Source organism: Curtobacterium sp. MCLR17_043, from assembly GCF_003224215.1.
Lineage (GTDB): Bacteria > Actinomycetota > Actinomycetes > Actinomycetales > Microbacteriaceae > Curtobacterium > Curtobacterium flaccumfaciens.
Window position 1 is genome coordinate 74,835 of sequence record NZ_QKLH01000003.1, and the last position, 17,812, is coordinate 92,646.

General features: G+C 67.6%; 20 protein-coding genes and 1 tRNA gene. 13 read left to right on the forward strand and 8 right to left on the reverse strand.

Translation table 11 applies throughout. The annotated features are described in order from the left end of the window. Positions 1 to 301: 301 nt before the first annotated feature. From DEJ03_RS03670 to DEJ03_RS03680, 4 genes are all read left to right on the forward strand, one after another. Complete coding sequence (locus DEJ03_RS03670) at positions 302 to 1,219, forward strand: hypothetical protein (RefSeq protein WP_146237643.1); 918 nt, start codon at positions 302 to 304, stop codon at positions 1,217 to 1,219. 52 nt (positions 1,220 to 1,271) lie between these two features. Next, positions 1,272 to 1,670 (forward strand): hypothetical protein, encoded by a 399-nt coding sequence (locus DEJ03_RS18185; RefSeq protein ID WP_258370533.1) that lies wholly within the window; start codon positions 1,272 to 1,274, stop codon positions 1,668 to 1,670. Then, entirely contained in the window at positions 1,639 to 1,731 is a 93-nt protein-coding gene (locus DEJ03_RS18190; RefSeq protein ID WP_375342290.1) for a histone-like nucleoid-structuring protein Lsr2, read from the forward strand. Before DEJ03_RS18185 ends, DEJ03_RS18190 begins: the two co-directional genes overlap by 32 nt. Positions 1,732 to 2,134: 403 nt before the next feature. Then, positions 2,135 to 2,227 (forward strand): Lsr2 family protein, encoded by a 93-nt coding sequence (locus tag DEJ03_RS03680; protein WP_258370530.1) that lies wholly within the window; start codon positions 2,135 to 2,137, stop codon positions 2,225 to 2,227. Between the two features lie 117 nt (positions 2,228 to 2,344). Here DEJ03_RS03680 and DEJ03_RS17825 read toward each other — a convergent pair whose 3' ends face one another. The 3 genes from DEJ03_RS17825 to DEJ03_RS03690 all read right to left on the reverse strand — a co-directional run bounded on the left by DEJ03_RS17825 (position 2,345) and on the right by DEJ03_RS03690 (position 4,820). Next, the gene (locus DEJ03_RS17825; RefSeq protein WP_181422593.1) at positions 2,345 to 2,854 is read right to left on the reverse strand and encodes a hypothetical protein; all 510 of its coding nucleotides are present in this window, start codon (positions 2,852 to 2,854) and stop codon (positions 2,345 to 2,347) included. After that, complete coding sequence (locus DEJ03_RS03685; RefSeq protein WP_181422594.1) at positions 2,851 to 4,032, reverse strand: AAA family ATPase; 1,182 nt, start codon at positions 4,030 to 4,032, stop codon at positions 2,851 to 2,853. The genes DEJ03_RS17825 and DEJ03_RS03685 overlap by 4 nt, the downstream gene beginning before the upstream one ends. Before the next feature lie 698 nt (positions 4,033 to 4,730). After that, a tRNA-Ser gene (locus DEJ03_RS03690) sits at positions 4,731 to 4,820 on the reverse strand. Between the two features lie 143 nt (positions 4,821 to 4,963). Between DEJ03_RS03690 and DEJ03_RS03695 the strand changes: the two genes are divergently transcribed. Further along, complete coding sequence (locus tag DEJ03_RS03695; RefSeq protein ID WP_110863560.1) at positions 4,964 to 5,971, forward strand: SGNH/GDSL hydrolase family protein; 1,008 nt, start codon at positions 4,964 to 4,966, stop codon at positions 5,969 to 5,971. A gap of 10 nt (positions 5,972 to 5,981) precedes the next feature. Beyond that, positions 5,982 to 7,343 (forward strand): DNA repair protein RadA, encoded by a 1,362-nt coding sequence (radA, locus tag DEJ03_RS03700; protein ID WP_181422595.1) that lies wholly within the window; start codon positions 5,982 to 5,984, stop codon positions 7,341 to 7,343. Positions 7,344 to 7,347: 4 nt separating this feature from the next. Here the strand turns inward: radA and DEJ03_RS03705 are convergent, their stop codons facing one another. Then, complete coding sequence (locus DEJ03_RS03705; protein ID WP_017887661.1) at positions 7,348 to 7,731, reverse strand: SseB family protein; 384 nt, start codon at positions 7,729 to 7,731, stop codon at positions 7,348 to 7,350. 280 nt (positions 7,732 to 8,011) lie between these two features. Here DEJ03_RS03705 and DEJ03_RS03710 point away from each other — a divergent pair, with 280 nt between their 5' ends. Then, positions 8,012 to 8,221: a cold-shock protein gene (locus DEJ03_RS03710; protein WP_017887662.1), complete on the forward strand. Its 210-nt coding sequence runs from the start codon at positions 8,012 to 8,014 to the stop codon at positions 8,219 to 8,221. Positions 8,222 to 8,332: 111 nt separating this feature from the next. Here the strand turns inward: DEJ03_RS03710 and DEJ03_RS03715 are convergent, their stop codons facing one another. Then, a complete protein-coding gene (locus DEJ03_RS03715; protein ID WP_110863562.1) occupies positions 8,333 to 9,031 on the reverse strand; it encodes a hypothetical protein in 699 nt (232 codons plus the stop codon). Between the two features lie 64 nt (positions 9,032 to 9,095). Continuing rightward, positions 9,096 to 9,638, reverse strand: coding sequence for an amino-acid N-acetyltransferase (locus tag DEJ03_RS03720; protein ID WP_181419931.1), 543 nt, complete (start codon positions 9,636 to 9,638; stop codon positions 9,096 to 9,098). Positions 9,639 to 9,758: 120 nt separating this feature from the next. Between DEJ03_RS03720 and DEJ03_RS03725 the strand changes: the two genes are divergently transcribed. The 5 genes from DEJ03_RS03725 to DEJ03_RS03745 all read left to right on the forward strand — a co-directional run bounded on the left by DEJ03_RS03725 (position 9,759) and on the right by DEJ03_RS03745 (position 13,273). Then, positions 9,759 to 10,211 carry an SRPBCC family protein gene (locus DEJ03_RS03725; RefSeq protein ID WP_110858523.1) on the forward strand — a complete coding sequence of 151 codons (453 nt, stop codon included), beginning with the start codon at positions 9,759 to 9,761 and terminating at the stop codon, positions 10,209 to 10,211. Between the two features lie 192 nt (positions 10,212 to 10,403). Further along, a complete protein-coding gene (locus DEJ03_RS03730; RefSeq protein ID WP_035809351.1) occupies positions 10,404 to 10,847 on the forward strand; it encodes a hypothetical protein in 444 nt (147 codons plus the stop codon). After that, positions 10,844 to 11,299 (forward strand): hypothetical protein, encoded by a 456-nt coding sequence (locus tag DEJ03_RS03735; RefSeq protein WP_071404519.1) that lies wholly within the window; start codon positions 10,844 to 10,846, stop codon positions 11,297 to 11,299. Before DEJ03_RS03730 ends, DEJ03_RS03735 begins: the two co-directional genes overlap by 4 nt. Positions 11,300 to 11,303: 4 nt before the next feature. After that, positions 11,304 to 12,254 carry a hypothetical protein gene (locus DEJ03_RS03740; RefSeq protein ID WP_110863563.1) on the forward strand — a complete coding sequence of 317 codons (951 nt, stop codon included), beginning with the start codon at positions 11,304 to 11,306 and terminating at the stop codon, positions 12,252 to 12,254. Beyond that, complete coding sequence (locus DEJ03_RS03745; protein WP_110863564.1) at positions 12,251 to 13,273, forward strand: hypothetical protein; 1,023 nt, start codon at positions 12,251 to 12,253, stop codon at positions 13,271 to 13,273. The genes DEJ03_RS03740 and DEJ03_RS03745 overlap by 4 nt, the downstream gene beginning before the upstream one ends. A 297-nt stretch (positions 13,274 to 13,570) precedes the next feature. Here DEJ03_RS03745 and DEJ03_RS03750 read toward each other — a convergent pair whose 3' ends face one another. After that, positions 13,571 to 16,090, reverse strand: a complete 2,520-nt coding sequence (locus tag DEJ03_RS03750; protein ID WP_027467068.1) for an ATP-dependent Clp protease ATP-binding subunit — start codon at positions 16,088 to 16,090, stop codon at positions 13,571 to 13,573. A 233-nt stretch (positions 16,091 to 16,323) separates the two neighbouring features. Continuing rightward, a complete protein-coding gene (locus tag DEJ03_RS03755) occupies positions 16,324 to 16,800 on the reverse strand; it encodes a Clp protease N-terminal domain-containing protein (RefSeq protein ID WP_181422596.1) in 477 nt (158 codons plus the stop codon). Between the two features lie 70 nt (positions 16,801 to 16,870). Between DEJ03_RS03755 and DEJ03_RS03760 the strand changes: the two genes are divergently transcribed. Continuing rightward, a complete protein-coding gene (locus DEJ03_RS03760) occupies positions 16,871 to 17,803 on the forward strand; it encodes an NAD(+)/NADH kinase (RefSeq protein ID WP_110863566.1) in 933 nt (310 codons plus the stop codon). The last annotated feature ends 9 nt before the right edge of the window (positions 17,804 to 17,812 follow it).

Sequence of the window (17,812 nt, forward strand, 5' to 3'; positions counted from 1 at the left end):
CACACGACGAAACGCCCCTCGGGACTGGGGTGGCTGATATTTGACCTCGGGGAAGGGAACCCCCTTGTGCCGACCACCTTGCTCGGCACGGCAGGGATCGGCGTCCCCACCTACGACTGGGGCGTCAAGAAGCTCAACAACAACAACGATTAGGACAGGACCTGGTCGACGACCTGTTCCCGTCACCTGGTTTCTACAAGCACGACGCGACCGCTTCGTCGAGCTCCTGAAACGGCGCGCGGCGCAACGGTCGGTTTCGAGCCGATAAGGTCCTTGCAACACCGCCGGAGGGGCTGAGTAGATGAGTGCAAGTCCGAGAAGCAAGTCCTCGGTCGAGACGATGCGCGAGGCCGTAACCGGCCCCGGGTCACGTCGTCTCCAGCGGCTCTACTTCGACACGGTCGATGAGATCGACGAACTGGATTCCTTCCACCACGTCCTCGGGAACCTCACCCGCGATGCGTACAACACCGCAGCCGCCAAGATCAGCAAGACCGCGGACTGGGAGAGCGGCTACGACGGCGGTGACCTCCACGATGACGCGATCTCTCAGATTGGCATCGACCCGTACAACGTGTCGTTGCACGTAGGCCTGATGGTGGTCAGCCGCGCGGTCACGGTCCTCGAAACGCTCACCGTCGAGGTGATGGAAGCCATCCTCTCCGGGCCGGTCGACGAACTGGTTTACCCGAACGGTAAGCAGTGGACTCACGATATGGCCGACGACCTCTACTGGCGTGTGCTCCTGAGGCCGCTCCGACCGTGGAGCGGCGAAAGCATGAAGGCGATTGCCCGACTGCGCAACCTGTACGTGCACGCGTACGGCGTTCACCGCTTTGTTGAAGATGCCGAAGATCTGGCGGCGCTCCTGCACAAAGTCACCCGCGCGGACCGGGGACCCACTCCTGACGAAGCTGGCCTCGGCTTACATGGCGATGCGACCTTCTTCGACCTGGACACCACTTACCACCCGAAGGAGGGGTTGCGGGGAGGGTTTGGGGTCGGCCCTGAGATTCAGATGGTGCTCAGCCCGCTCGCAACGCATCGACTCCTCGGCCTCATCCGGCAACGCGCGATCGAGATCCTCGACGCCTCAAGCTACGGGACCGTGAAGGACTTGACTGAACGCATCGATCAGTGGGTCGCTAAGCACCTAGACCGCAACAAGGCCGCAGACGCTGCCGCAGCTTCAGAAGCACCCTCACCTGGCACGGCATAGTCGCCATCGAAACGGATTCTTCGTACCCAGGAAGCACGGGGGAGGTGTCCGATTGGTCAAGCGCTTGCTCTGCAGCGACGTCAAGGCCTACCCCGTGCCCGAGTGCCTGGAAGACCTCCGCAGGCCCGAGCACGGCGTGCTCGAGCTGCCACTGAACGTGTACTGGGGTCCGAACTCCGTCGTCGACCTCGACACAGACGACGGCCTCGAGAAGGCCTACCACTCTTTCAATGCGGTTCGCTCGAGTCAACTGCTGAAGAAGCTGATGACGTCCGTGATGATGCACGCAGCGCATCCGAGGATGGTGTCGGCCGTCGCGGTTGGCGACTGCGGGCCTGAGAGATGCTGCTTCCGCGCTGCGCCGCATTGTGAAGGCGGCATGGAGCAAGCAGCGCAGCAACCCGGACGAGCTCGCGAAGATCCGCGAGTGGGCGGCAGCAAACGGTCATGACGTGTCCACCCGCGGCCGCACCAGTCGGGCTGTCCGCGACGCATACGACGCCGCACACTGACACCGCTCCGTCGGCGCAAACAGCCGGCCGGCCACCCCTCGGGGCAGCCGGCCGTTTTCGCCCGCGGCCGACACCGCACGCTAATGCCAACCGTTCAGACCGTGAAGGCCTGACCGCAGAGAAGGCAGTGCATCGGCATCGCAGCGTCATCGGGGACCTTCACTGGTTCCCAGTGAGAGATCGAGCGGTCTGGCTACACAGACATCGTCCACGGTCGAGTAGAACGACAGCTCCGCAACGACAAAATGTGATGTGGTCGTCGTCACGCCGAGCTTGACCGAACCTTGCTGGACAAGCCCGACCGACGCCCGCGCTACGTCTCGAGGGAGGACGTCACGATTGGTATCGCCGGCCCCCGGGTGGGGAGGACGACCGCGCTGGTCGTCCCGGCGAGCCCGCGAAGATCCGAGAGTGGGCGAACTCAAACGGTCACGAGGTCTCCTCACGCTGTCGCAGCAGCCAGGCCTTCCGCGACGCGTACGAAGGCGCGCCCTGACGCCACTCCCCTAGACGAAACAGCCGACCACCCCGAAAGGCGGCCGGCTGTTCTCGTTCGCGCCGATACGGCGCTATTATGTCAGCCCACTTGCAATTTGCTACCGGATACCATCACTTATGCGGCGTCGCTCAATGCAAACGATGCAGAATCACAACCCCGCTCGAACCAGCTGTGCACTTCGATATCTGTGACCGGGTTCATCCATTGAATAGTGCCTAATGCATCATACTCCGGGACCAGTTCCCGAACATACCTACGCTGCTTGTCATCGCGAGATGCGACCGGATGCCGCCCGAGCAGGGCTAGTTCGACCAGATGAAAGTCCTTTTCGAGGGCTACGCGGATGCCATCATCGTGAACATTCCCGACAACCGCTCGATAGTCGGCAGATCGCTTCTCCGGAACTCGCTTTACTCGGTTCCGCCGCTCCATACGAGCACGCCATTTGGTGAACGTCCTGCTGCCATGCTTATCCCATTCAGCCTCAAGAACCTCGTTGACTATGAGCCCAAGTTCGCGCGAGCGCAATTCGTCTAAGTAAAGAAAACACTTAGCGGCTTCATCGCTGTAAGCCGGGTCACTGCAGGACTTAGCAACGCTAGCATCTAAGATAATTTGTATCACGAGCGCGCTCCTGCGCGAATGGCCTGAATATAGGCGACATCCGCTTCGTCCGAAACATCATCAAAGTCGAGGGGCCATTCTCCAAAGCGCCCTTTCTCGTCAACTTTCGCCACGTTGACCTGGGCATACCCCATTGGGTCCCGGCTGAACCAGTTCAAGCTCACATCACGGGCCTTGACCCGCCCGAGGGCGATCTCGGTCTGGATCGAGCGAATCAGCAATGAGCTGTGAGTCTCGGCAACGACCTTCACACCTCGAGCAGCGGCTGCAGCGAGTATTGAGCCCATCACCACCTGCGCCCTCGGATGCAGGTGAATTTCCGGCTGTTCGATATACACGATTTGCCCGGGTGCCGCCGCCAGCAGCGACACTACGACCGGCAGAGTCTGGCTGACCCCGAAACCGACGTCAGCGATACTGACGAGGTCCAGCGCACCCCCTTGCTGTGCGTGTGGCACGCGACCAACCAGAACTTCCACAGCCGCGTCGTTCTTCCGCTTTGCGACGATCTTCCACGTAAGCCCCAGCTCCTCCATCTGCTGTGAAAGATCGGCAACTCGCGGGTCCCCTTTTTCTCCCCACTCATAGATGACTGAGGCAACATACTGATCGAATGTGCCAGGGAAATTGCCACCTACGGCTGCGCGCGGGTATTCACGTTCAGGATTACCACGGAGTCCCGGTACATGCACAATCCCACTGATCAGTTGCACCCACTCGTCGGTGTGAGAGTCAAAAGCATCAATGCCGATCGTATTCCGGCCGATGGCGATAACCCCCTCAAGGAAGCAACGGTCGCGCCGTACTGCCAGCCCGACGTCCTCACCTGCGCTCCCGGGGAACAACCCATCCTTCGCCTGGCGCATAACGGTTTCCCCAAGGCCGGACACATGCCGCTCGAGTTCGCGAGCTTGTGCTGCGTTTAGCGACGGGGTGAGTTGTATGGTTCGTTCCGCGTCCTCAAACAGGTCAGACTTGATCGCAAATCCATCGATCGAATCTTCGTACACCACACGCCTGTGGTGATCACCAGCCTGCAAATCGACGCTGAACTCGGTAACCTTCGAACCTTTGGACTTTCCTCGGCTGAGTGTTTGATCCCGCTCGGTGAACTTTGCATTGGCTCCGTGAAGAAGTAGGGGCCCTGGGTCAAATCCAGCATCGAGGGTCTGCTTCATGAGCAGTAGTGGCTGCATGAAGCTCGATTTACCGCCACTGTTCGCGCCAGAAATGATGGTGAGTGGCGCTACTCGAACGCTGACCGCATCATGCGCGGCTTTGAAGCCCTGGACTCCGATGCGAAGGTCCGATCGTGCGAAATTGGGTCCGGAGCGGTATATAGGAGCTGGCCGCTTTGCCGCGCGTCGTCGTGCCATCGAGCAGTCGTCCTTCAAGTCGAGGATTTGTAGATACTCGGAGCATACTGACCACGCTGATGCGGGCGCATCCACCATTTCGAGGGCAGTGCAACTCCTGGCCAGTGCCTGCCCCCCCTCCCGACGTCTTGCTGTGGGGTATAGCCCAGAGCGACGGCAGCGGCCAGCCGTGCACATGCTGTTCTAGGGTCTCTCTCGGCACCTTGCCGCACATCTGGGCACTGGTCTAGATATTGTGCAACGCCAGCCGGCGGCGGCGCTCGACTCGCCACGAAGCGGGAGAGACGCAAGCGAGCACCTCCGCTTTGACACGCACGCTCGTGAAACAAGCGAGTGGATCTGAGCATCAGCCCGGGAGGAACCCCGACAAGCAGCCCTGCCGAGGAGATGGCGGTCACGAGAGGGGCGGTCTGAAGCGGTGGATGGAGAGCTTGCACCAGAACTGCACCAGAGCCGCTCCCACGAACGAAGAAAACCCCCGCGTAAACGGGGGTTTTCTGTGGCGGTACCGGTGGGATTTGAACCCACGGTGGAGTTGCCCCCACACATGTTTTCGAGACATGATCCTTCGGCCGCTCGGACACGGTACCGGGAAAGAGTTTACACGATCCGAGAGGCCCGTGATGACACCCCGGGTCGGCTCCCCCTCCACAGGCCGTCACCTGCAGGGCTCTCCCCACACCCACAGGTCCTCCTCGTCTCCGGCAAGACCGGCGGGCGTACCGTCCACGGCATGAGAACCCGCTCGCTCATCGCACTCCTCACCTCCGTCATCGGCAGCCTCGGCGTCGTCGGTGCCGCAGCCGTCGGCGCCCGCGCCGGCGTGAAGGGCCAACGGGCAGCGGCGCAACGGGTCGTCGACATGCTCCCGATCCACGCCGACTGGTGGCGAGAACGACAGCAGCACGAGGGGCAGCTGCTCTACGTGGCGATCGGTGACTCGGCAGCGCAGGGCGTCGGTGCGACCGCACCCGGGCGTGGCTACGTGGGGCTGCTCGCGCGGCGCATCCGGCACCGTTCCCACATGTCTGTCCGGGTGGTGAACCTCAGCGTCTCCGGTTCGACCACGTGGGGCGCGAAGCGTGATCAGCTGCCGAAGCTCCGGCACTACGCCCCCGACATCTGCACGGTGTCGATCGGGGCGAACGACATCGCCGACTTCGACCCGGACAAGTTCGAGCGGAACATCCGGGCGATCTACGGTGCGGTGCCGTCGCACGCCGTGGTGGCCGAGCTGCCGTGCATGTTCGTGCCGGACCGGGAGCGCAAGGTGGCGGTGGCGAACGAGATCGTGCACCGCGTGGCCGACGAGTTCGGGCTGACGGTGGCGCCGCTGCACACCATCACGAAGCGGGTCGGGCTCCGTCGGACCTTCTTCAACAGCTACGGCGACCTGTTCCACCCGAACGACCGCGGCTACGAGATCTGGGCGAGCGCGTTCGAGCCCGCGGTCGACGCGCGGGTCGACACGGTGGCGGCGATCCGGCACTACCTGTCCGTGCGCGAGGCCGAGAACCTCGGTCGCGAAGCCGGGGCGGTGGCGAACGCCCGCGCCGAGCAGGACACCGACGGGGCCGAAGCACTCGACCACGCCTCGCGCCAGGGTCCGGGGCCGGTCGAGCGCCTGCGTCACCGGATGACCGGGTCGATCGCGCTGCCCGACGAACGAGACCGGTCGGACGAACCAAGCGGACCGGACGAGTCGGGCGACCACGCCGGTGATGTCGGCCGTACGGCCTAGCCTCGACGACATGGCGCGCCCGCAGTCCCTCTACCGTTGCACCGAGTGCGGCTGGACCAGCATCAAGTGGGTCGGCCGGTGCGGTGAGTGCCAGACCTGGGGCACCGTCGAAGACAGCTCTGCGGTATCGGCAAGCACCCGGGGCACGTCAGCGGTCGCCGTCACCGGTGCCCGCGCGGCGCGACCGATCACCGAAGCCCGGGGCACCTCGGTGCAGCGCTGGCAGACCGGCATCGGCGAGTTCGACCGTGTCCTGGGCGGCGGCGTGGTGCCAGGCGCGGCGGTCCTGCTGAGCGGCGAGCCCGGCGTCGGCAAGTCGACCCTGCTGCTCGAGGTCGCCTCCCGAGCCGCAGCCTCGGGCAAGCGCGTCCTCTACGTCAGCGCCGAAGAGTCCGTCGACCAGGTCCGGCTCCGTGCCGAACGCACCGGGGCGATGCACGACGACCTGTACCTGGCGAGCGAGGTCGACCTCGGCGTCATCATCGGCCAGATCGACCAGGTCCAGCCCGACCTGCTCATCGCCGACTCCGTGCAGACCATCTCGTCGAGCTCGATCGACGGCATCGCGGGTGGTACGTCCCAGGTGCGCGAGGTCGCCTCGACCCTGATCCGCATCGCGAAGGACCGCGCCCTGCCCGTCCTCATCGTCGGCCACGTCACGAAGGACGGCACGATCGCCGGCCCGCGGCTGCTCGAGCACCTGGTCGACGTCGTCTGCCACTTCGAGGGCGACCGGCAGACGGCACTGCGCTTCGTCCGGGCGCTCAAGAACCGCTTCGGCCCCACCGACGAGGTCGGGTGCTTCGACATGGGCGGCGACGGCATCCACGAGGTCCCCGACCCGAGCGGCCTCTTCATGTCGAAGAACGCCACCCCGGTGTCCGGCACCTGCGTCACCGTCGCACTCGAGGGGCGCCGTGCGCTGCCGGTCGAGGTGCAGGCCCTCATCGTCCCGAGCTCGGCTCCACAGCCACGCCGGGTCGTGAACGGTGTCGATGCCTCGCGTGTGGCGATGCTGCTCGCGGTGCTCGAACGCCGCGCCGGCCTCAAGCTGTCCGACGCCGACGTCTACGTGTCCACGGTGGGCGGCATGAAGCTCACGGAGCCCGGCGCCGACCTGGCGATCGCACTGGCCCTCGCGAGCGCCGCACGAGACCGTCCGTACCCGCACACGCTCGCGGCCGTCGGCGAGATCAGCCTCGCAGGCGAGATCCGTCCGGCCACGGGCACGAAGCAGCGCGTGAACGAGGCCACCCGCCTCGGGTTCACGACCGTGCTCGGCTCGGACTCCGGGCACCTGCGCGAAGCCCTGCGTGTGGCGTTCTCGATGACGCAGTCGCCGCGCGAACGCGAGCTCGACCGCGCGTTCTGAGCGGCTACGCGCGCAAAGCGGCCAGCAGGTCCGCCGGCGCGGCCTGCATCGTGTGCGGGCCGGCGATGTCGAAGAACACGCCCTCGAGCATGTCGAGGTGGGCAGCCAGGAACTCCTCGAGCCGCGGCCCGTCGTAGACCATGACCTGCCGGATCTTCTCGTCCGGCACCATCGCCGTGTAGGCGTCCGCCGACGAGAACAGCAGCAGGATGCGCTTGTCCGACCCCTCACGGCCGAACACCCGCACCTGCATGTCCTTCTTGCCGGTGACGAGTCGGGGGACGATCACGATGTCGTGGCGGAGCGCGAACGCCACCGCAGCGACGTCCTGCTTCGCGAGGGCTTCCTCGAGTTGTTCGCTCCGGAAGCGCTGTTCCTTGTCTGCCATCAGCTCAATTCCACCAGATTTTCGTCGTTCCGTGACGCACGGGTAGCCAGTCGGCCCAGAGCACGCTAGCCTGATGGAACCGCTTCGGCGGCGCTCAACGTCCGGGCGAGGTGGTTTGCCCCTCAACCCGGGCCCCAGGGTCACTGGCCGACAGGCCTGACCCCGAACCCGTCCCGCCGGCACCTGCCCGCGTGGCGCATCACCCCCGTCGACGTACGTCGGGGTCTCCGTCGGTGCATCTGCACCTTGGCGGAAGCAAGAAAGCTAAGGAAACGCCATCATGGCATCTACCGGTACCGTCAAGTGGTTCAACAACGAAAAGGGCTTCGGCTTCATCGCCCCGGACGACGGCAGCGCTGACGTCTTCGCGCACTTCTCTGCGATTGCTGGCAACGGCTACAAGTCGCTCGAGGAGAACCAGAAGGTGGAGTTCGACATCACCGAGGGCCGCAAGGGCCCGCAGGCGGAGAACATCACCGTCCTCGGCTGATCACATCAGCTTGAACAGGCCCCGTCGTCTTCGGACGACGGGGCCTGTTGCTGTTCCCGGCGCCCCTGCTCGGCGCAGCGCAGCCGGAGCGGATCAGAACCGAGAACCCGGTTACTGCAGGATGAACTGCGCCGAGGTCTTCGACTCGAGGTTCCCGACGGCGACCTGCAGGTGGTAGCTCGCTCCCCCGGCGGTGACCGCCGGCCGTGACGAGTCGCACGTCGACGTGGACGAGCGGGTGCGGTCCCACGCGATCGCGGGGGTCGTGAGCGTCTGACCGGACTTGATCGTGACGTCCTGGTTCGTGCCGCCGGTCTGGCAGTCCTTCGACGACCAGTACTGCTCCTGGCCCGAGCTGATCGTCAGCACCTGCTGCGCCGATCCGAGGTCCAGGTGGCACGAGTTCGTACCGGAGTTCTTGATGGACATCGCGATCTTCGGGTCCTCGGTGGGGCCGTAGGCCGACTTGTCGAGCACGGGGGTCAGGACGATCTGGTCCTTCGTGCAGGTCGAGCCGTCGGCAGCAGCGGGCTTCGACGCAGAAGCCGAGGCGGAAGCCGACGGCTTCGGCGCAGCGGACCGCGAGGACTCGGAACCGGCCGCAGACCCGTCGGACGATGCACCGGCCGCAGACCCAGCAGCAGCAGAGGCCGACGCACTCGGCGCCGCCGACGTGGCCCCGCTCCCCCGCCCGACGACGATGAGCACGACGACCAGGACGACGACCAGCAGCGCCCCGAGCACGAGCGCCCGGCGACGCCAGTAGACGACCGGCTTCTCGGGCCCGACGGGGTGACGCAACGACGACATGCGCACAGGGTAGACAACGGCGCGGTCCGCACAGGGCCACCCCGCCGGTCGGCACGAGAAAGCGTCAGAGGTTCTTCAGCATGCGGGTGTTGCCGAGGGTGTTCGGCTTGACCCGGGCGAGGTCGAGGAACTCCGCGACCCCTTCGTCCGACGAGCGGACCAGTTCGGCGTAGACGTCCGGTGGGACGACGCTCTCGCCGATCTCCAGGTACCCGTGCTTCGCGAAGAAGTCGACCTCAAAGGTCAGGCAGAAGATCCGGGCGACGCCGAGTTCACGGGCGTCGTGCTCGAGCGCTTCGAGCATCCGGTGCCCGACGCGCTTGTGGATCCACTGCTCGTCCAGGGCGAGGGTGCGCACCTCGGCGATGTCGTCCCAGAAGACGGCGAGCGCACCACACCCGATGGGGGTGCCGTCGGGCCCTTCGGCGATCCGGAACTGCTGGATCGATCCGTACAGGGCGACGTTCTCCTTGCCGAGCAGGATGCGCCGGTCGACGTAGGGGGCGATGAGCCGCTGGATGTGCGGGACGTCCGAGGCGAGCGCCGGACGCACGAGGATCCCGTGGTCGTCGCGCTCGTGGAACGCGTGCTTCCCGTGCTCTGTCATCCGCCCCACACTACTGCGCGACGCCGGACGCGCACGCCGCCCGCGGCGACGCCCGGACGGTACCGCAGGGGGACAGCGCTGCTGAGTGCCGCCCAGGTCGATCGGCCTACCGTCCGGTACATGCCTCAGATCATCGAAACCGTCGACGTCAACGTCCCCGTCCGCCCGGCCTACGACCAGTGGACCCGTTTCGAGGAGTTCCCGCACTTCCTCGACGAGGTCGAGAAGATCGTCCAGGTGGACGACAAGACCACCGACTGGACCGTCAAGGTCGCCGGCCAGGAGCGCCAGTTCCGCGCCCTCATCACGGAGCAGCACCCCGACGAGCGTGTCGCCTGGACCGTGAAGGACGGCGAGACCGAGCACGCCGGTGTCGTCACCTTCCACAAGCTCTCCGACACCGAGACCCGCGTCACCGTGCAGATCGACTGGGAGCCCTCCGGCATCCTCGAGAAGCTCGGCTCCGCCGTGGGCGTCGGCGGCCACGCCGTCAAGAAGGACCTGCAGAACTACAAGGAGCGCGTCGAGAACGCACCGACCCAGCCGGGCTGGCGCGGCGACGTGCAGGCGTAGTCCGCACCACACGACGGACGGGAGGCGCGGTGCCAGCTGGCACCGCGCCTCCCGTTCGTTCGTCCCCCGTTCGGCATCCCCCCATCGAAATGCCGACCTGACGAGCGAGCGCGAGCCTGGCAGAGTGGTGACACCGGCCGATGCGCTGGATCAGTTTTATCATGTCTGAGACAGATGTGAGAGTGGGGACACGTGATCGAGTACAACGACGACGACGCACACCGTCGGGAACTGTCGCGCAAACTGCAGCTCCTGATGGACGTCGTCGAGGCCAACTCGGGCCAGCGACCCCCGTACAAGGAGATCGCCGCCGAGATCGAGGCGCAGGGTGCGTCGATGAGTCGACCGCGCTGGGGCTACATGCTCGGCGGCAACGGTCCGGCCGTGCGAGACCAGCGACTCCTGGCTGCCCTGGCGACCTACTTCGGCGTCCCGGCGGAGTACCTGACCGACGCGGCCGGCAACACGGACGTGCCGGAGCGGGTGCAGGCGCAGCTGGAGCTCGTGCTCGAACTCCGCAAGCGCGAGGTCGTCGCGTTCGCGACCCGGCGTCTGGGCGAGTTCGCCTCGGCGGACGAGATCCGCGACTTCACCGACCACCTGCGTCGCCTGGACGAATCGGGCGGCACCCCGTGAGCGGCTACCGTGACCGCTTCGACGCCCTGCGTCGGCAGACCGAGGCCCGTCGCCGCGTGCAGCGCCTCGGGCTCCCCCGTCGGCTGTCCCTGCCGGAGCTGACCGCCCGTGCCGAGGCGGCGCTCGGCAAGCCGATCCTCGTGCGCACCACGGAGCTGCCGGGCGACCTGTCCGCGCGGCTCATCCAGCGCACCGACCACGCCCTGCTCGAGACCCGCCCCGGGCTGTCCGAGCGCTCCCGGGTGGCCTGCGTGCTGCACGAGCTCGCCCACGTGTTCATGGACGACACCGGCTGCGACCACCAGGCGTACACGGGGCTGCTCAGCGGCCGGACGGCGTTCACCCGCTCGCTGGACACCCCGCACGAACAGGCCGTCGAGCTCGTCGCCGACCAGCTCGCGCTGCGGATCGGGCTGCTCGACCCCGAGGGCCAGCCCGGGATCTTCCGGTGACGCGGTGACGCTGCACGTCTGGGGGTCGATCCCGGTCTGGCTGATCCTGGCGGTGCTGGTCGCCCGGCTGCTCCTGGTGCGCACCCAGTCCGCCAGCGTCACCTGGCTGATGGTCTGCTGCAGCTGCGTCGCCGTCGGGCTCACGATCAACCAGCCCGACGTCACGACGTTCCTCGCCGGCGTGACGCACGTGCCGAACATCGCCGACTTGATCGGCCGCTGCCTGATGGTGTGCGGCATGTTCGCCCTCGCGCAGTCGGTCGAGGCTGCGGCACGCTCCGCCAAGCTCCTGCGCGCCAGCCGCATCATCGGCTGCGTGCTCGTGCTCGTCGCCCTCGTCGTGCTGTTCAGCCTCATCGACGCACCGACCCCGACGGCGCAGTTCATGGTGGCCTACGGCGACCAGCTGCCGACCGCGCTCTACTCGGCGGTGGAAATGACCTACATCGCCATCGTCATCGCCCGGTCGGCCGTCGCCGTGCTGCGCGGCTACCGGAGCGGTGACGGGCTCGGCCGCCTGTACTGGCTCTTCGTCGTCGGTGCCGGCGGCCTCGTGCTGCTCGCCGGCATCGCGATCGCTCTCGACGCCGTGCACGTCGCCGGCGCCGACGGTGCGGTCGGGGTCCTGTCGAAGCTCTACACCCCGGTGTTCCTCGGCTCGATGGTCCTGCTCGCCATCGGCGCGGCCGGCGGGGTGCTGCCCGACGCCGCACGGGAGTTCCGCGACTGGCGGGCCGCCCGACGCCGGTTCCGCGTGCTCGAACCGGAACTCCGGCGGCTCGAGACAGCATCGGGCAACACCGGGCTCTACTTCACGATCGTGTGGCAGCGTCGCCAGTGGCGGAGTCGGCAGCACCGGCTCTCCGTCGAGATCGAAGACCGCGCGCGCGAGGCCGGGCAGGACGTTCCGGCCGCTGCGACGCTCACCACGGCACGACTCAGGGAGATCACATGACCGGCGCACGCATCACGGCACTCGGCACCGCAGCAGGAGCGGTCGGCACGCTCGGACTCGGCGCCTTCGTCGCACGACGGCTGCTGTTCCCGACGCCGTACACGGCCACGGCCACGGTCCGCAGCGCCACGGACACCGAGGTCGAGCTGACCGCCACCCGCGACACCCGCCTGCCGGGCACCTACGACCTGCAGCGCGACGACACCCGGGTGCAGGTCGGCGCGATCACCACCGCGAGCACGGCGACCGGGGCCGGCAGCGACGGTGACACCGTCCACCGCAGCGTCACCGCCCCCGTGGCGACCGGTGCGTGGGGCTGGGACGCCCTGCGGTACGACGGACCGGACGACGTGCCCGGCACCGAGCCCGAGGCCGCCACGACCCACGTGGTCCACGTGCACGGGCAGTCCCTCGGCCCGCGCCAGGTCCTGCGCGGTGTCGGCGTCTGGCGTTCGCTCGGCGCCTCGTCCGAGGTCGTCGACACCACTGACCTGCCGCTCCGCTCCCTCGACGCCGGTGCAGCGGACCGCATCGTCGCCGCCGTCCGCGCCGCCCGGGCCCGTGGCGCTCAGCGCGTCGTGCTGCAGGGCTGGTCCGCCGGCGCGCTCGCCTGCTCCGTCGCCGCCGCACGCGTCGACATCGACGGCCTCGTGGCCGTCTCACCCCTGCTCGACGTCGCCTCGGCACTCCGCGGGGCCGTCCGCGGTGCGCACCTGCCCGCGTTCGTCGGCACGGTCGCCGCCCGCATCGCGACCACGAACGTGCTGTCACGGCTCGCCGGGGCCCCGACCCCCGTGACGACGACCACGTGGCAGGACTCGTCGACGCCGACGCTGCTGATCCGCTCCGAGGCCGACGCCCTGGTCGCCGCCGACGACGTCGCCGCCGTCGCCGCGCGGCAGGGCGCCAGCACGGTCACGTTCCGCACGGCACCGCACACGCTCGAGTGGAACGAGGCCCCGGAGCGCTGGGAGCGCGCCGTCCGCGACTTCGCCGCACAGCTGCCCGACGCCGCCTGACGCCACGGGCGCCCGCCCGCACGGACGACCGACACCGTCCCCGAACGTGCAACGGCCCCGGTCTGCGAACAGACCGGGGCCGGCTGCGTCTCGATCCGTTGGGGGGAACCGATCGAGCGCGACGCGCGAGGAGTTGGGGGGAACGTCTCGCGCGTTGTCATCACAGTACCCCCGGACGGGGGTCCGTGGCCGGAAGGACGCGCAGATCGGCGATGCGGGATCTGAACGCGACCCGAGAACGGACAGGAGGCCCGGTGCCAGCTGGCACCGAGCCTCCTGTCCGTGGGGTGTCAGGTCCTAGGACTCGATCTCACCCTGGGGCGTGTCGGTCGCGGCCTCGACCGCGGCTGCACCGGCGAGGACCTCTTCGCGGCCCGGCTGACGCCCGGTCTCGAAGTGGAACGCACCGTCGACGAAGTCGACCTTCACGTGGTCGCCAGCGTTGAGCTCACCCTGCAGGATGTGCTCGGACAGCTGGTCCTCGACCTCGTGCTGCATCGCGCGACGCAGTGGCCGAGCACCGAGGGACGGGTCGAACCCGACCTTGATGAGCTGCTCCTTGGCCGGCAGCGTGAGCTCGACGGTCATGTCGCGGTCGAGCAGGCGGTCGGCCAGACGCTTCACGAACAGGTCCACGATCTGCAGCAGCTCGGGCTGCGACAGCTGCGGGAACACGATCGTGTCGTCGACACGGTTCAGGAACTCGGGCTTGAAGTGCTTCTTGAGCTCCTCGTTGACCTTGCCGCGCATGCGGTCGTAGCCGACGGCCGAGTCACCCTCGACCTGGAAGCCCACCGGGCCACCGGCGATGCCCTGCGAACCGAGGTTCGTGGTCATGATGATGACGGTGTTCTTGAAGTCGACCACGCGGCCCTGACCGTCGGTGAGACGGCCTTCCTCGAGCACCTGCAGCAGCGAGTTGAAGATGTCCGGGTGGGCCTTCTCGATCTCGTCGAACAGGACCACGGAGAACGGCTTGCGGCGCACCTTCTCGGTGAGCTGGCCGCCCTCCTCGAACCCGACGAACCCGGGAGGGGCACCGAACAGGCGGGACACGGTGTGCTTCTCACCGAACTCCGACATGTCGAGGGAGATCAGCGCACCCTCGTCGTCGAACAGGAACTCGGCGAGGGCCTTGGCGAGCTCGGTCTTCCCGACGCCCGTGGGGCCGGCGAAGATGAACGAGCCGGAGGGACGGTTCGGGTCCTTCAGGCCGGCACGGGTACGGCGGATGGTCTTGGACAGGGCCGAGATGGCCTCTTCCTGACCGATGACGCGCTCGTGCAGTGCCTTCTCCATGAAGACGAGACGCGAGGTCTCCTCTTCGGTGAGCTTGAACACCGGGATGCCCGTGGCCTGGGCCAGGACCTCGGCGATGATGCCCTCGTCGACGGTGCCGGACGCGGCGACGTCACCCGCACGCCACTGCTTCTCGAGGCGGAGACGCTCGCCGAGGAGCTTCTTCTCCTCGTCGCGCAGGCTCGCGGCCTTCTCGAAGTCCTGCTCCTCGATGGCGGCTTCCTTCGACCCGCGGACCGTCGAGATCTTCTCGTCGAACTCGCGGAGCTCCGGCGGCGCCGACAGGATCGACAGACGCAGGCGAGCGCCGGCCTCGTCGATCAGGTCGATGGCCTTGTCCGGCAGGAAGCGGTCCTGCACGTAGCGGTCCGCCAGGTTCGCCGCGGCGACGATCGCGCCGTCGGTGATGGACACCTTGTGGAACGCCTCGTACTTGTCGCGCAGACCCTTGAGGATGTTGATCGCGTGGGGCAGCGACGGCTCGTTGACCTGCACCGGCTGGAAGCGACGCTCGAGTGCGGCGTCCTTCTCGAAGTGCTTGCGGTACTCGTCGAGCGTGGTGGCACCGATGGTCTGGAGCTCACCGCGGGCGAGGAGCGGCTTGAGGATCGAGGCCGCGTCGATCGCGCCCTCGGCTGCACCGGCACCGACGAGCGTGTGGATCTCGTCGATGAAGACGATGATGTCGCCGCGGGTGCGGATCTCCTTCGTGACCTTCTTCAGGCGCTCCTCGAAGTCACCGCGGTAGCGGGACCCGGCGATGAGCGACCCGAGGTCGAGCGAGTAGAGCTGCTTGTCCTTCAGCGTCTCGGGCACGTCGCCCTTGACGATCGCCTGGGCGAGGCCCTCGACGACGGCGGTCTTGCCGACGCCGGGCTCACCGATCAGGACGGGGTTGTTCTTGGAGCGACGGGAGAGGATCTGCATGACCCGCTCCATCTCCTTCTCGCGCCCGATGACGGGGTCGAGCTTGCCGTCACGCGCGGCCTGGGTGAGGTTCCGACCGAACTGGTCGAGGACCTGCGAACCCTGCTGCGCGTTCTGCTGCTGCTCGCCGCCGACGGCGACCGCTTCCTTGCCCTGGTAGCCGGACAGGAGCTGGATGACCTGCTGGCGCACCCGGTTCAGGTCGGCGCCGAGCTTCACGAGGACCTGGGCTGCGACACCCTCGCCCTCGCGGATCAGGCCGAGCAGGATGTGCTCCGTGCCGATGTAGTTGTGGCCGAGCTGCAGCGCCTCGCGCAGGGACAGCTCGAGCACCTTCTTGGCGCGCGGCGTGAACGGGATGTGCCCGGTCGGCTGCTGCTGGCCCTGCCCGATGATGTCCTGGACCTGCTCGCGCACGGCGTCGAGCGAGATGCCCAGCGACTCCAGCGCCTTGGCGGCGACGCCCTCGCCCTCGTGGATGAGGCCGAGGAGGATGTGCTCGGTGCCGATGTAGTTGTGGTTGAGCATCTTCGCTTCTTCTTGAGCGAGGACGACAACACGACGGGCCCGGTCGGTGAATCTCTCGAACATGTGCTCTCCCTTGGCCCCTGATGAGCGGAGCCGACGCTGTGCCGGTCTCGTGTGAGTCCGGCCAAGTACTTCGAGAGTAGCCAGCGCTCCCCCCGGGGGCTGCCCCTGTTCGCCGTGGGCGTGACCAGGGTGCGTCTTGTGCGCAGTGAGCGAACGACGAGACGGACGAGACGGACTGGAGGCCCGTGGCGGGATCGCCACGGGCCTCCAGTCCGCTTGTCGGTCGGGCCGGGTCAGGCGCGCCGCACCGCGCGACGCAGGTCGCGCCGGAAGCGGCGCGCGTCGACGCCCAGGGCGTCGAGGACGTCGTGCGCCGAACCGGCGAGCGGATCGTCGACCGAGTCGAGCACGGCGAGGACGACGTGCGGTGGCCGGATGCGCTCCGAACGGCCGGCGATCGTCGCGGCGCGGGCGAGCACGCGCATCGCGGCGGGCGTGCACGCGACGCGGTCGTGTTCGCCGGGGCAGGTGGTGTGGGCACCGACGAAGGCGCGGATGCCGGAGCGGACGGTGTCCGGGGTGATCCGGTGGGCGTCGAGGACGGGGCGGAAGCGGGGCATGCCGGCGCAGAGCGTGACGGCGGCCAGCAGCAGGTGTTCGGCGTCGACGAAGCCGAAGCCGGACTCGTGGGATTCGAGGTCGGCGAGCAGCACGATCTCGCGGCCGTGCCGGACGGAAGGGAGGGCGACGGAGAGCTGAGCGGTCTGCATGTATTCAGAATATCGCATGTCTCTGCGAAGAGACAGCCCGCATCGGAGGTCTGCTCGGTACGATCCGGTCATGGAGCAGCCCGTCGTCGGCCTCGTCGTCCACCCGACCAAGAACGTGCAGGAGTCCGTGACGACCCTGCAGCGCTGGAACGCGTCCGGCCAGGGCGAGCTGCTCGCCCGGCGTGCGGACGCCCAGCGCATCGGCGGCGGGGTCGACGTGGTCGACGACGACGACTTCACGGACCGCGTCGACCTGGTCGTGGCCCTCGGCGGCGACGGCACCATGCTCGGCGCGATGCGGCTCGTGGCCAAGCGCCCGGTGCCCGTCCTCGGCGTGAACTACGGCAACGTCGGGTTCCTGGTCGAGATCGAGCCGCCCGAGCTCGAGAGCGCGCTGGAGCGGTTGTCCGCCGGCGAGTACCAGCTCGAGCCGCACCACGCGCTCGAGGCCCGGTTGTCCTGGGGTGGTGCCCGCACCGACTACCTGGCGTTCAACGACCTGACCATCGTGCGACGGCCGGGCTCCGGGCAGGTGTCGGCCGACCTCAGCGTCGGGGGCCTCGGGTACGGGTACTACCGGGCCGACGCCATCGTGGCAGCGACCCCGGCCGGCTCCACCGCGTACAACTACGCCGCCGGTGGGCCGGTGCTCTCCCCCGCGCTGTCCGGCTCGGTGGTGACGCCGGTCGCGCCGATGGCCGGGATCGACCGCTCGGTGGTGCTCGCCGCGCGGGAGCGCTACCGGTTCGACATCGCCGAGGGCACCAGGAGCGCTGCGCTCGAGGTGGACGGGCTCGTGGTCGGCGAGGTGGCCACCGGGGCACAGATCGACATGCGGCTCCGGAAGGACGCCGGGAGCGTGGTGCGCCTCGACGCCGAGCGGCACGGGGGCACCGGACGCGTGAAGCTCAGCCTGCTCGACCTGCCGGTGCGGCCCGACCAGCTGGTCGAGCTCATCCCGAGTGACCTGCGGCAGAAGCTCCGGCGCGAGATCGACGACTGACGCCGCGCC